Origin of the sequence: Streptomyces tricolor (assembly GCF_002155905.1) — a bacterium.
Lineage (GTDB): Bacteria > Actinomycetota > Actinomycetes > Streptomycetales > Streptomycetaceae > Streptomyces > Streptomyces tricolor.
Window position 1 is genome coordinate 14513 of record NZ_MUMF01000141.1, and the last position, 12803, is coordinate 27315.

Here is a 12803-nt window from a genome sequence, read left to right on the forward strand (position 1 = left end):
GGACTGACTGATGTCCGTGGTCGACCGGCAGGAGTGGGACGTCGTCGTGGTCGGCGCCGGGGGCGCGGGCCTGCGCGCGGCCATCGAGGCGCGCGAGCGGGGCGCCCGTACGGCGGTGATCTGCAAGTCGCTGTTCGGCAAGGCGCACACGGTGATGGCCGAGGGCGGCATCGCGGCGGCGATGGCCAACGCCAACGAGCACGACACCTGGCAGGTGCACTTCCGCGACACCATGCGCGGCGGCAAGTTCCTGAACCAGTGGCGGATGGCCGAGCTGCACGCGCAGGAGGCCCCGGACCGGGTGTGGGAGCTGGAGACCTGGGGCGCGCTGTTCGACCGGACGAAGGACGGCCGGATCTCGCAGCGGAACTTCGGCGGGCACGAGTACCCGCGCCTGGCGCACGTCGGCGACCGCACCGGCCTGGAGCTGATCCGCACGCTCCAGCAGAAGATCGTCGCGCTCCAGCAGGAGGACTTCAAGGAGACCGGGGACTACGAGTCCCGGCTGAAGGTCTTCCAGGAGTGCACGGTCACCCGGATCCTCAAGGACGGCGGCCGCGTCTCGGGCGTCTTCGCGTACGACCGCGAGACCGGCCGCTTCTTCGTCCTGGAGGCCCCCGCCGTGGTCCTCGCCACCGGCGGCATCGGCAAGTCCTTCAAGGTCACGTCGAACTCGTGGGAGTACACGGGCGACGGCCACGCGCTGGCGCTGCTGGCGGGCGCCCCGCTGCTGAACATGGAGTTCGTGCAGTTCCATCCGACCGGCATGGTCTGGCCGCCGTCGGTGAAGGGCATCCTCGTCACCGAGTCGGTGCGCGGGGACGGCGGGGTGCTGCGGAACTCCGAGGGCAAGCGGTTCATGTTCGACTACGTCCCGGACGTCTTCAAGGAGAAGTACGCCGAGTCGGAGGAGGAGGCCGACCGGTGGTACGAGGACCCGGACCACAACCGCCGGCCGCCCGAACTCCTCCCCCGCGACGAGGTGGCCCGCGCCATCAACGCCGAGGTGAAGGCGGGCCGGGGCTCCCCGCACGGCGGGGTCTTCCTGGACGTGTCGACCCGGATGCCCGCCGAGGTGATCCGGCGGCGGCTGCCGTCCATGTACCACCAGTTCAAGGAGCTGGCGGACGTCGACATCACGGCGGAGGCGATGGAGGTCGGGCCGACCTGCCACTACGTGATGGGCGGCGTCGCGGTCGACTCCGACACCGCGGCGGCCCGCGGGGTGCCGGGGCTGTACGCGGCCGGCGAGGTGGCCGGCGGCATGCACGGCTCCAACCGGCTCGGCGGCAACTCCCTGTCCGACCTGCTGGTCTTCGGGCGCCGGGCCGGCTGGCACGCGGCCGAGTACGCGCAGGGGCTGGCCGCCCGGCGCCCGCCGGTGGACGACGCCCAGGTCGACACCGCGGCGGCCGAGGCGCTGCGGCCCTTCTCCGCGGAGGCGGGAGGGGGCGGTGAGCCGGGCCCGCCGGAGAACCCGTACACCCTGCACCAGGAACTCCAGCAGACGATGAACGACCTGGTCGGCATCATCCGCCGGGAGGGCGAGATGGAGCAGGCCCTGCACAAGCTGGCCGAGCTGCGCACCCGGGCCCGGCGGGCCGGCGTCGAGGGCCACCGCCAGTTCAACCCCGGCTGGCACCTCGCCCTGGACCTCAGGAACATGCTGCTGGTCAGCGAGTGCGTGGCGCGGGCCGCACTGGAGCGCACCGAGTCGCGCGGCGGGCACACCCGCGAGGACCATCCGACGATGGACCGCGCCTGGCGCAACGTGAACCTGCTGTGCACCCTCGCCGACCCCACCGGCGGCCTCGCGGCGACCGACCCGGCCCGGGGGCAGATCCGGCTCGCCCGCGAGACCACCGACCCCATCCGCCCGGACCTGCTCGCCCTCTTCGAGAAGGAGGAGCTGGTCAAGTACCTCGCCGAAGAGGAGCTGTACGAGTGAGCAGCTACGAAGCCCGCTTCCAGGTGTGGCGGGGCGACGAACGGGGCGGCGGCCTTGAGGACTTCACGGTCGAGGTGCACGACGGCGAGGTGGTCCTGGACATCGTCCACCGTCTCCAGGCCACCCAGGCGCCCGACCTCGCCGTGCGCTGGAACTGCAAGGCGGGCAAGTGCGGTTCGTGCTCGGCGGAGGTCAACGGCCGGCCGCGGCTGCTGTGCATGACCCGCATGTCGGTCTTCGACCGCGCGGAGACGATCACGATCACGCCGCTGCGCGCCTTCCCGGTGATCCGGGACCTGGTGACGGACGTCGGCTTCAACTACGAGAAGGCGCGCGAGGTCCCGGCGTTCGTGCCGCCTCCCGGCCTCGGCCCCGGCGAGTACCGCATGTTCCAGGAGGACGTGGACCGCCCGCAGGAGTTCCGCAAGTGCATCGAGTGCTTCCTGTGCCAGAACACCTGCCATGTGGTGCGCGACCACGAGGAGAACAAGCGAGCGTTCGCCGGCCCGCGCTATCTGATGCGGGTCGCCGAACTCGACATGCACCCGCTGGACGCGGCGGCGGAGACCGGCCTGGACCGCGGGCGCACCGCCCAGGACGACCACGGCCTCGGCTACTGCAACATCACGAAGTGCTGCACGGAGGTCTGCCCCGAGGGCATCAAGATCACCGACAACGCGCTGATCCCGCTGAAGGAACGCGCGGTCGACCGCAAGTACGACCCGCTGGTGTGGCTCGGCTCGAAGATCAGGAGGCGGCCGGCAGGAGGGCGAGCGCCCGCCGCAGATTGAACTCCGCGATCTCCCGCATGGCCGCGCGCTCCGGGAAGTCGCCGTCGAGCAGCCGCAGCGGTCCGGCGACCAGGCCGAGGTGCATCGCGAGCCGGTACAGGGCCAGCCGGTCCGGATCGAGGCCGGGGGCGCGCAGCACGTCGTAGGCGGGTCCGAAGCGGAGCTGGAGGAAGACGTGCTCCCACTCGGCGTCGAAGTACATCAGGCCCTCGATGTCGATGAGCGCCGGGTCGCCGTCCGGGGTCACCAGGACGTGGTCCGGGCCGAGTTCGCCGTGCACGAGGGAGGTGTGGCCGCGCGGTGCGACGACGTCCTGGAGGTCCCGCACCCGCCGCGTCAGCTCCGCGCGCACCGCGCGCACCCGGGGGTCCCGCTCGGCGGCGTCCGCGATGTCGCGCACCGCCCGGTCGGCGGCGACCTGCGCGCAGGAACCCCCGGACGCCGTCCCGCCCTCCTCCACCAGGACCGCCTTGCCGTGCCCGGCGGCCGTGTGCTCCCGCAGCACGCCCAGCACCCCGGCCAGCCGCGCCAGCGGCACCCGGGCCGCCGCCGGATCGTCCCGCAGCAGCCGCTCCAGGTTCGCGCCCGGGATGTCCTCGACCACCGCCGCGTACGCGGGCAGGTGGACGGCCTCCCGGTCGGCGAACAGCAGCCGCGGGACGCGGACGCCCAGCTCGGTGAGCCGGTGGTGGGCCGCCAGGAACAGGCCGATGCCGGAGGCGTGCGAGAAGGTGTCGCGGAGGTCGGTGTCGGGCCTCCGCCAGTAGTCCTCGTCCGGGGACCAGACATAGGCGATCGCGGTCGTGCCGTCGTCGAGGGCGAGCCGGTAGACGCCCTTCCTCGAACCGCCGCGCAGCCGGGTGACGGCGGTGGGCGTGCGGCCGAGGGCCGCGCGGGCGAGCGGGGCGAGGTCGTCCCGGGTGAGGTGGGTGCGGGCAGGCGTCATGGCGTACGGACCCAGTCCCTCCGATAGGCGGTCCAGTCATCTTCGGTGGCGGCGAAGTCGACGTACAGGGCGACGCCGAAGTCGGCGCGGTCCGCGTCGGTGCGGGACAGGCCCAGCCGTACGCCCCGCACGGCCGCCGGGACGGTCTCGGCGTGCGCCCAGTGGCCGAACCGGTTCTCGTGGTAGAAGGGCAGGCCCATGAGCAGGTCGGTGCTCTTCGGGGTGACCTCCAGCGCGAGGCTGGTCTGCTGCGCCACATAGCCGCCGTACAGGCTCTGCAGCGGCTGCATGGTGTCGTACGACATGACGGCGATCTGGTCCACCCGGCGCGCCACCTGCGCGAAGTACGCCTGCGACCACCACTTGGGGTGGCCGGTGGTGGTGCCCCAGAAGGAGTGGAAGGCGGGCAGCGGGTCGATCTGGTGGGCGGCGACGGAGAGCACGGCCCCCCGGGCGTGGGTCAGCTCGCGCAGGTCGTCGAGGAGGCCGAGGTAGTGGCGGTCGCCGGAGTGCAGGGGCTCCAGGTCGAAGTGGGCGCCCTGGAAGCCGGCGGCGAGGACGGCGCGGGTCGAGTCGAGGATCGCCGCGCGGGTGGCCGGGCGTTCCAGACGCAGCCCCGTCGGGCCCTCGCTGGCCAGCACGTCACCGAGCCAGGCCTGGACCCGGACGCCGGGCAGCTCCCGGTGGACGGCCGCCGTCAGCCAGCGGGCCTTCGGGTACGCCGACGCGGGGAGGGTGCCGTCGTGCTCCAGCGGGCCCGAGTGGACGTACAGATCGCGGATGCCGGTGCCGCGCAGGCGACGGGCGAGGGCCTCGACGTCCCGGTCGGTCTTCCGGCCGTCCACCCAGGCGTGCCCCAGCCAGAGGGCGTCCTTGTGCCGGGTGTGGGTGCCGGGGGCCGGGTCGCCGGTGTAGTTGAGCCGGAGGGCCGCCGCGGCGGTGAGCAGCGGGAGCAGGAGGAGGGCGAGGACGACGGCGAGGAGACGGAGGATCCGCCGCTTGCGGGAGCGAGGGCGGGGGCGGGGGCGCGGTTCGGTTGCGTCCTCCGCGGAGTGTTCCTGATCGTCCGCGGGACGTTGCTGATCGCCTGCGGGGCGTTGCTGATCGTCCGCGGGGTGTTCCTGTGCTGTGTGCTCCGCGTCCTGGGTGTCGTCCTCGCGGGTCTCCTGCGCGGGGGATGCTTCCGCCGGGGCTGCTTCCGCCGGGGCTGGTTCCGCCGGCTCCGGTTCCGCCGGGGCTTTGTCCGTCCGGTCTTCGCCCGCGCGCTTCTCGTCCGTCAGGTTCTCGTTCGTCCGGTCCTTCCGGTCTTTGTCCGCCCGGTTCTGCTCGGCCCGGTTTCCATCCGGGCGGTTTCCGTCCGTCCGGTTCTCCTCGGCCCGGTTTCCGTCCGTCCGGTTTTCGCCGGTCCGGTTCTCGTCGTTCCGGTTGTCGTCCATCCCGCCCCCCTGTCCGCCTGGTCCCCCACCCGTATCCGTCCCGCTCGCGAAGCCGCCTACCTGCCCATACGCTCCGAAATGTGACGTCCTCCCTGATCCGGGCCCGGCCCCGGCGCGCGACCGCGCGCATACGGGTGCGGGTGGCGCGTGCCGTGCTGGGCGCCCTGGTGGGAGCCGGGTGGCTGGTGTTGCCGGTGATGACGGCCGAGGCCCGTACTCCGGTTCCCGTGGCCCCCGTCGGCACGGTGGCGAGTGCCGCCGCCCCGCAGCAGGACGGGACGTCGGCCGCCGACCTCGTGCTGCCGCTCATCGCCGGGGTCGCGGCCCTGACCGTGGCCGGATACGGCTATCTGCGGCGCACCCGCCGGGCCCGGACCCGGACGACTCCCGGGACCGTCTCGGCGCACCCGCCCGTGCCCGCGCCGGCCGACTCCGAGCGTCAGGCGCGGGCGGCGCTGCGCCTGGCCGACGACTGCGTACGCACCAGCAGGGAGGAACTGGCCTTCGTGCGCGAGCTGTTCGGGGAGAAGCGGACCGAGCCGTTCACGCACGCGCTGCGGGCCGCCGAGACCGAGCTGTCGGCGGCGTTCGCGATCTGGCGGCGGTACGAGGAGGGCGTTCCGGAGGAGCCGGGTGCCCGGCGCCAGGCGCTGGTCGGGGTGGTCGGCCGCTGCGCCGAGGCCGGGCGCCGGCTGGACGCGGAGGCGGCGGCGCTGGACCGGCTGCGCGGGCTGGGCGAGGAGCCGGCGGACGGCGAACGGGGAGTGGGGGCCGCGCTGGTGACGGCCGAGGAGCGGTTCCGGGAGCTGGCGGCGCGGGCGGTGACCGCCCAGCAGACCCTGGCGGCCCTCCGGGAGCGGTACGCGCCCTCGGCGGGCGGGCCCGTCACCGGGTACGTCGAACAGGCCAAGGACCGGTTGGTGTTCGCCACCGCACGGCTCAACGAGGCCCGCCAGGCCGTCGACACGGGCGATGCGCCGCGGGCCGCCCGGCAGCTGCGCGCCGGGGAGGGCGCGGTGGTCCAGGCCGGGGTGCTGGTGGACGGGGTGGAGCGGCTCGCGGCGCAGCTGCGGGAGGCGGCCCGACTGGTGCCGGCGGCGCTCACCGGCGCGGAGGCGGAGCTGGCGGCGGCCCGGCGCGGGACCGGCCGGACCTCGCTGACCACGGGTGAGCTGCACGCCCGGCTGGCCCACGCCGACGGGGTGCTGGCGGCGGTCCGCGAGGAGCTGACGGCCGGTCCGTACGACCCGCTGGACGCGCTGCGCCGGATCGTCCGGGCCGCCGAGCGGCTGGACGGGGCGCGCTCGGGGGTGCTGGGCACCGCGGCGCTGCTCGTGGCGCGCAGTTCCGTCGCCGGGGCGGAGGAGTTCCTCGCCGTGCACCGGGGGGCCGTGGGCACGGAGCCCCGGGCCAGGCTGGCGGAGGCGGTACGGGAGCTGGGCGCGGGGGGCCTGGCCCGGGCCGATGCCGTGGCCCGGGAGGCGCGGGAGCTGGCCGAACGGGAGGTACGGGCCCACGGCACCCCGTTCGTCGGCACCGAGGGGGCCGCGGCCGGACTCGCCGGTGCCGTCCTCGGCGGCATCCTGCTCGCCGAGGACCCGGACGGCGGCCCCCCGGCCGCTTTCGGCGGCCCGGAGACCCGCTCGCGGCACCACCTCTAGAGCGTTCCCGTGGGGCGGTCCGGCGTGGGCGGGGTCAGACCGCCGTCCGTGCCGCCCGTGCCCCGCCGCGGGTCTCCTGCCGTACGACACGCCGGCGCCGGGAGGGCAGGCCCGCGGTCGGGTGGGCGACGCCCCAGGCCGCGCCCTTGCAGATCAGTTCCTTGTAGAGGGCGGCCGTACGGCCCGTCAGGGCCCTGTCCACGGCTCGGTCGTCGGCGGTGACGAACTGGATCAGGCCCTCCTTGCGGCCGAGGGAGACGCACTGCTGGAAGTAGCGGATGGGGACGTGGGGGACCTTGGTGCCGGCGAGACGGGCGGCGATGGCGTCGGCGGCCTGCCAGGCCATGGGGACGCCCGAGGCGCAGGACATGCGCAGCGGCTTGCCGTTCGGGCCGAGCGCCGTCGCCGCGTCGCCGACGGCGTACACGTCCGGGTGGGAGACCGAGCGCATCGTGCTGTCGACCACGATCCGGCCGCGGTCGGTCACCTCCAGGGCGGTGGCCCGGGCGATCGGGTGGACGGCGAAGCCGGTGGTCCAGACGGTGACGTCGGCGGGGACGGTCCTGCCGTCGGCGGTGGTCACGCCGTCCGCCCGCACCTCGCTGACCGCGGCGTGCTCGTGGACGGTGATGCCGAGCCGGTCCAGGACCTTCCGCAGGTGGGTGCGGCCCTTCGCGGAGAGCCAGTCGCCGAGGGCGCCGCGGGCGGCCAGGGAGACGTTCAGGTCCGGGCGGGTCTCGGCGATCTCGGTCGCGGCCTCCAGGCCGGTCAGGCCGCCGCCGACGACGACCACGGGCCGGCCCGCGTCCAGGGCGGCCAGCCGGTCGCGGAGACGGAGGGCGCCGGGGCGGCCGGCGATTTCGTGGGCGTGTTCGGCGACGCCGGGGACGCCCCCGTCGTGCCAGCCGCTGCCGAGGGCGTAGACCAGGGTGTCGTACTCCAGTTCCTCCCGCTCGTGGCCGTGCGCGGCGGTGACCGTCACCGTCTTGCGGTCCACGTCCACGGCGGTGACTTTCGCGAGCTTCAGCGCCACGCCGGTGCCCGCGAACATCTCGCCGAACGGCCGGGGCCTGAGGTCCTGGCCGGCCGCGAGCTGGTGCAGCCGGACCCGCTCGACGAAGTCGGGCTCGGGATTGACGAGGGTGATGGTGACGTCCTCGTGGTGCAGCCGCCGGGCGAGGCGGCCGGCGGCGACCGCTCCGGTGTAGCCGGCTCCGAGGACGACGATGCGGTGCTGCATGTGCCTGCTCCTGTCTGCGAGGTTCCGCCGCTGTCGGGCGCGGTGTCGCCCCTTGAACCGGGCAGCCCGGCGTTTCCTGACAGGTTCAGGATGTGAAGCACGTCACATCTGATCAGAGGGTGTGGAGCGGGCTGCCGCCGAGGCCCTCGGCGGCCCACCGCTCGGTCGCGCGGACGAGCTTGTCGGGATTGATCTGGCTGCGGACCGCGGTGATGCCCTCGGCGGTGACCTCCAGGCACGTGATGCCGACGACCCGGCCGTCCACGACCGCCACGACGGCGGGCCCGCCGTTGGCGGTCGTCGCGTAGATCTCGGCCGCGCCGCCGACCAGGGCCCGCTTGGCGGCACTGGGCTTGAACAGGCCGCGCAGGAACGTGGCGACCGCGAGCGCGCCCTCGAAGGCCTTCGCGCGGGCCGGGACCTTCCCGCCGCCGTCGCCGATCGAGACGGCGTCCTGGGTGAGCAGGCGGAGGAGGGGTTCGGTACGGCCGCTGGTCGCCGCGGCCAGGAACTCCTCGACGACCTTCCGGGCGGCGGCCTCGTCGATCTCGGTGCGCGCCTTGCCGTCCGCGACGTGCTTCTTGGCCCGGTGGTAGATCTGCTGGCTGGCGGCCTCGGTGAGGTCCAGGATCTCGGCGATCTCCCGGTGCGGGTAGTCGAAGGCCTCGCGCAGCACGTACACCGCCCGCTCGCCCGGCGACAGGCGCTCCAGCAGGACGAGGACGGCGTACGACACCGACTCGCGCTGCTCGGCGGTGTCGGCGGGGCCGAGCATCGGGTCACCGGCGAGCAGCGGCTCGGGGAGCCAGCTCCCCACGTACGTCTCGCGCCGGGCGCGGGCCGAAGTGAGCATGGTGAGGCACAGGTTGGTGAGGACCTTCGTCAGCCAGGCCTCGGGCACCTCGATCCGCCGGACGTCGGCCGCCTGCCAGCGCAGGAAGGTCTCCTGCACGGCGTCCTCCGCCTCGCTCGACGAGCCGAGCAGCCGGTAGGCGATGGCCTCCAGCCGGGGCCTGGCAGCCTCGAACCGGTCGACGTCACGCGTGATCAGGGCCATGCCAGGGATCCTAGCCATCCCCGGCCCGGAACGGCAGGCGCGTCACCGTTCCCCGGCCGCTCGACTCGGGGGCGAGGCGGGTCAGAAGAGGCTCAGGAGGGCCTCCGTCGGGTCGGTCAGGCCGCCCTCTCCGCCGGGGAGCGGCAGCTCGAACCAGACCGTCTTGCCGCGAGGGGTCCGCCGTGAGCCCCAGGCCGCGCTGAGCAGTCCGACCAGTTGCAGGCCCCGGCCGCCCTCGTCGGTGTCCCGGGCCCGCCGGCGCCGCGGCTGGACGAGTCCGGAGTCCCAGACCTCGCAGACCAGCGTGCGGTCCAGCAGCAGCCGTAGCCGGATGTCCCCCTCGCCGTACCGCAACGCGTTCGTCACCAGCTCGCTGACCAGCAGCTCCGTCGTGTCGACCAGCGGCTCCAGGTCCCAGGACAGCAGCTGTCCGCGGGCGTACTCGCGGGCCCGTCCCACGCTGCGCGGCTCGCGGGGCAGGGTCCAGTCGCCGACCGAGTCGGCGGGCAGGCCCTGCACCCGGGCCATCAGCAGGGCGATGTCGTCCTCGCCGTGGTGGGTGTCGAGGGTGTTGAGGACGTGGTCGCAGACGTCCTCCAGCGGACGGGAAGGGTCGGTGAGCGCGCCGATGAAGGCTTGCAGGCCCTCGTCCAGGGGGTGGTCGCGGGACTCGACCAGGCCGTCCGTGTAGAGGGCCAGCAGCGCGCCCTCCGGCAGCTCGACCTCCACCTCCTCGAACGGCTCGCCCCCGACCCCGAGCGGCATGCCGGGCGGCACGTCCAGCATCAGCGCCGCCTCGCCCGGCTCGACCAGGACCGGCGGGAGATGGCCGGCGTTGGCGAACGTACAGCGTCTGGTGACGGAGTCGTACACGGCGTACACGCAGGTCGCCAGGTAGACCTCGGAGAGGTCGGCGTCCCGTGGCTGACGGGCCGTACGGGTCGCCTGCTGGACCCCGCCCGGGGTGCCGAGGCCCCGCGCGATCTCGTCCAGCGCGGACAGCACTTCCGCCGGTTCGAGGTCGAGCAGCGCCAGGGTGCGTACGGCGGTGCGGAGTTCACCCATCGCCACCGCCGCGCGCAGGCCCCGGCCCATGACGTCCCCGACCACCAACGCCGTGCGGTGCCCGGGGAGTTCGATGACATCGAACCAGTCGCCGCCCACCTCCGTCGCCGCGTTGCCCGGCAGATAGCGGCAGGCGATGTCCAGACCGGAGGCCTCGGGGTCGCCGGGCGGGAGCAGGGACCGTTGCAGTATCAACGCCCGTTCGTGCTCCCGGCGGTACAGGCGCGCGTTGTCGATGCAGACGGCGGCCCGTGCGGCCAGCTCGACCGCGAGTTCCCGGTCGCGGTCGCCGAACGGCTCGCTGCCCTTCGTCCGGGCGAACTGCGCGAGCCCCACGACCGTGTCGTGGGCGACCATCGGCACGGCCAGCGTGGACTGCACGAGGCCGCCCTCCTCGGCGGGCACGCGCTGCGGCCGGGCGGTGCGCAGGGCGTCCGCGCAGGGCGAGTTGAACGGGTAGTGGTGGACCGCGCCGACCTCGACGGGCTTCCCGGAGCCGCTGAAGGGGGCCCCCGAGACGGCGCTGGCGAAGGCGACGCGGCGCAGTTCGGCGCTGCCGTCGGCGAGACCGGGCGGGGTCTCGTCACCGGCCAGCAGGCCCTGGTAGAGGTCGACGGTGGCGAGGTCGCAGAAGCCGGGGACGACGACGTCGAGGAGTTCGCGGGCCGTGGTCTCCAGGTCCAGGGAGTTCCCTATGCGGGCGCCGGCCTCGTTGAGCAGCGCGAGGTTGCGCCGGGCGGCGGCGGCCTCCCGGGCGGCGGCCCGGCGGGCGGTGATGTCGGTGCCGAGCCAGGCGACGCCGATGGGCCGGCCGCTGCCGCTGTGCACGCGGTAGAGGTTGACGGACCAGTGCCGGCGTTCCTCGGAGCCCGGGACGAAGCCGGTGACGTGCATGTCGGTGATGGACTCGCCGGTCTCCAGCACCCGCCGCAGCGTGGCCGAAACCCGCTCGGCCTCGCCGCGCGGCAGATAGTCGTGCACTCCCTTGCCCCGGTGGTCGTCCGGGGTTCCGCCGAAGATGGAGGCGAACCGCATGTTGGCCCGCCGGACCCGCAAGTCGACGTCGATCAGCAGGAATCCGAAGGGCGACTGACCGAAAATCGCCTGAGAGGCGGCGAGATCTGTCTCGATGCTGCGCAGCGTGCGGACGTCCACGACGATGCAGACGGCGGCCTTCTCGCCCTCGGCGGTGCGGGTCGGCATGACGTAGACCTCGGCCAGGCCCTCGTCGCCGCGAGTGCCGTCCGGCCCGTCCGGCATCCGGAACGGGACCACTCCGGTCCACTCGCGCCCGTCGAGGATTTCGGCCATCTTCCGCTGGCCGCGCTCGCGCAGGTCGGGGTCGATGAAGGCCTCTATCGGATCCATGCCGACGGCGCGTTCGGCGGGGATGCCGAAGAGCTGCTCGGCGCGCAGGCTCCACTGGTCGACCAGCCCGCCGGGACCGATGGAGAAGGAGGCGACCTTGATGTAGTCATAGATCGAACCGGGCGGACTGCTCTGCCACATGGCGTCACCGGGCGCCGCGGCAGCCTCCGCGGCCTGACTCCTCGCGCCGTCCGACGGGTCCTCGGACTCCGTGGCCTTCGCTGGTATCTCGCTCACGCGAACCGTCCCCTCCAGCTCACCGCGTCCGGCACCGGTCACCGGGGGCGGCTGCCCGCAGTATCCAGCACTACGGCGCCGCACGACACGGTGTTCACGATCACAGCTCGGTCCAGGTGTTTTTCGGACCGGTCCGTGACAACACTTCCACTCTTCTAACCAGGGAACACACCGCCGAACCACCCCCCGCCGGACCGCGTGCGCCCCCGGCGCGCACGATGGACGGCACGCTGAGGGCTGTACACCCCCGTGCCCCTCCGGCTGCCGCGGCGTCACCCCGGCACCGCCAGTTCGAACCAGACGGTCTTTCCGTCGGCCCCGGGCCGGGTGCCCCAGCGGCGCGAGGAGCCGGCGACCAGCTGCAAGCCGCGTCCGCTCTCGTCCTCGGGGCGCGCGACGCGTTCCCGCGGCGGGTCCGGGAGCGGGTCGGAGACCTCCACCCGCAGGGTGTCGTCGAGCCCTGCGGGCCGGACCAGTCGTACGCCGATGGGGCCGGTGGCGTGCCGCAGCGAGTTGGTGACCAGCTCGCTGACCAGCAGTGCGGCGAGGTCGGAGAGGCAGCCCAGGCCCCAGCCCTGCAACTGGCCCCGGACCGCGGTGCGGGCGGCGCGCACGGCGCCCGGTTCCGCGGGAAAAGTCCACTCGGCGCAGTCGCCATCGGTGTGGATCACGCCGATCACTTCCCAGGCCAGTGAGCCCACCCATGTCCGGTTTCATGGGGTTAATGGGCACATACCCGATATCCGGGTGGGAGTACCGCGCGAGAGGGCGCACTGTGGCACGTACGGGCGCGCTCCGCTCGGGTGCCGTGCACCGGAGAGTCCGGGTGGTGGGGTCGTGCTGCGGCTGCGGGTCCGTGGGCGGCCGGTCAAACCCAGGCGGCGGGCCGCATCGGACCGCGACTGCGGGTCCATGGGCGGCCGGTCACACCCAGGCGACGATGGCCGTACAGCCGTACACCGGACCGCGACTGCGGGCCCCCGGGCGGCCCGTCACACCCAGGCGACGGTCGCCGTACCTCGGATCCGGCCCCGCGCCCCTTCGCGGACCCGGC

Annotated in this window: 9 protein-coding genes; 3 read left to right on the plus strand and 6 right to left on the minus strand. The window is 73.9% G+C overall.

Annotated elements, in window-relative coordinates:
• The first annotated feature begins 10 nt into the window (after positions 1-10).
• Together CCN44_RS11545 and CCN44_RS11550 are read left to right on the plus strand one after the other, a co-directional pair.
• Positions 11-1948 carry a fumarate reductase/succinate dehydrogenase flavoprotein subunit gene (locus CCN44_RS11545; RefSeq protein WP_086697585.1) on the plus strand — a complete coding sequence of 646 codons (1938 nt, stop codon included), beginning with the start codon at positions 11-13 and terminating at the stop codon, positions 1946-1948.
• Positions 1945-2739 (plus strand): succinate dehydrogenase/fumarate reductase iron-sulfur subunit, encoded by a 795-nt coding sequence (locus CCN44_RS11550; protein ID WP_059252406.1) that lies wholly within the window; start codon positions 1945-1947, stop codon positions 2737-2739. The genes CCN44_RS11545 and CCN44_RS11550 overlap by 4 nt, the downstream gene beginning before the upstream one ends.
• Here the strand turns inward: CCN44_RS11550 and CCN44_RS11555 are convergent.
• Positions 2696-3685 carry a phosphotransferase family protein gene (locus CCN44_RS11555; RefSeq protein WP_059252405.1) on the minus strand — a complete coding sequence of 330 codons (990 nt, stop codon included), beginning with the start codon at positions 3683-3685 and terminating at the stop codon, positions 2696-2698. The two genes, CCN44_RS11550 and CCN44_RS11555, sit on opposite strands and share 44 nt — an antisense overlap.
• Entirely contained in the window at positions 3682-5121 is a 1440-nt protein-coding gene (locus CCN44_RS11560) for a glycoside hydrolase family 18 protein (RefSeq protein ID WP_237481019.1), read from the minus strand. Before CCN44_RS11560 ends, CCN44_RS11555 begins: the two co-directional genes overlap by 4 nt.
• A gap of 80 nt (positions 5122-5201) precedes the next feature.
• Between CCN44_RS11560 and CCN44_RS11565 the strand changes: the two genes are divergently transcribed.
• Complete coding sequence (locus CCN44_RS11565; RefSeq protein ID WP_086697586.1) at positions 5202-6782, plus strand: hypothetical protein; 1581 nt, start codon at positions 5202-5204, stop codon at positions 6780-6782.
• 34 nt (positions 6783-6816) lie between these two features.
• Here the strand turns inward: CCN44_RS11565 and CCN44_RS11570 are convergent, their stop codons facing one another.
• From CCN44_RS11570 to CCN44_RS11585, 4 genes are all read right to left on the minus strand, one after another.
• Positions 6817-8022, minus strand: coding sequence for an NAD(P)/FAD-dependent oxidoreductase (locus CCN44_RS11570; RefSeq protein WP_059252403.1), 1206 nt, complete (start codon positions 8020-8022; stop codon positions 6817-6819).
• A gap of 112 nt (positions 8023-8134) precedes the next feature.
• Positions 8135-9079 carry an RNA polymerase sigma factor SigJ gene (sigJ, locus tag CCN44_RS11575; protein WP_059252402.1) on the minus strand — a complete coding sequence of 315 codons (945 nt, stop codon included), beginning with the start codon at positions 9077-9079 and terminating at the stop codon, positions 8135-8137.
• A gap of 81 nt (positions 9080-9160) precedes the next feature.
• Positions 9161-11749 (minus strand): SpoIIE family protein phosphatase, encoded by a 2589-nt coding sequence (locus CCN44_RS11580; RefSeq protein ID WP_059252401.1) that lies wholly within the window; start codon positions 11747-11749, stop codon positions 9161-9163.
• Positions 11750-12021: 272 nt separating this feature from the next.
• Positions 12022-12450: an ATP-binding protein gene (locus CCN44_RS11585; RefSeq protein ID WP_059252400.1), complete on the minus strand. Its 429-nt coding sequence runs from the start codon at positions 12448-12450 to the stop codon at positions 12022-12024.
• Positions 12451-12803 lie beyond the last annotated feature (353 nt).

Bases quoted from the DNA above. Each gene is read 5' to 3' on its own strand.
- CCN44_RS11570 (WP_059252403.1), bottom strand. From the start codon at position 8,022: ATGCAGCACCGCATCGTCGTCCTCGGAGCCGGCTACACCGGAGCGGTC.
- CCN44_RS11555 (WP_059252405.1), bottom strand. From the start codon at position 3,685: ATGACGCCTGCCCGCACCCACCTCACCCGGGACGACCTCGCCCCGCTC.
- sigJ (WP_059252402.1), bottom strand. From the start codon at position 9,079: ATGGCCCTGATCACGCGTGACGTCGACCGGTTCGAGGCTGCCAGGCCC.
- CCN44_RS11545 (WP_086697585.1), top strand. From the start codon at position 11: ATGTCCGTGGTCGACCGGCAGGAGTGGGACGTCGTCGTGGTCGGCGCC.
- CCN44_RS11560 (WP_237481019.1), bottom strand. From the start codon at position 5,121: ATGGACGACAACCGGAACGACGAGAACCGGACCGGCGAAAACCGGACG.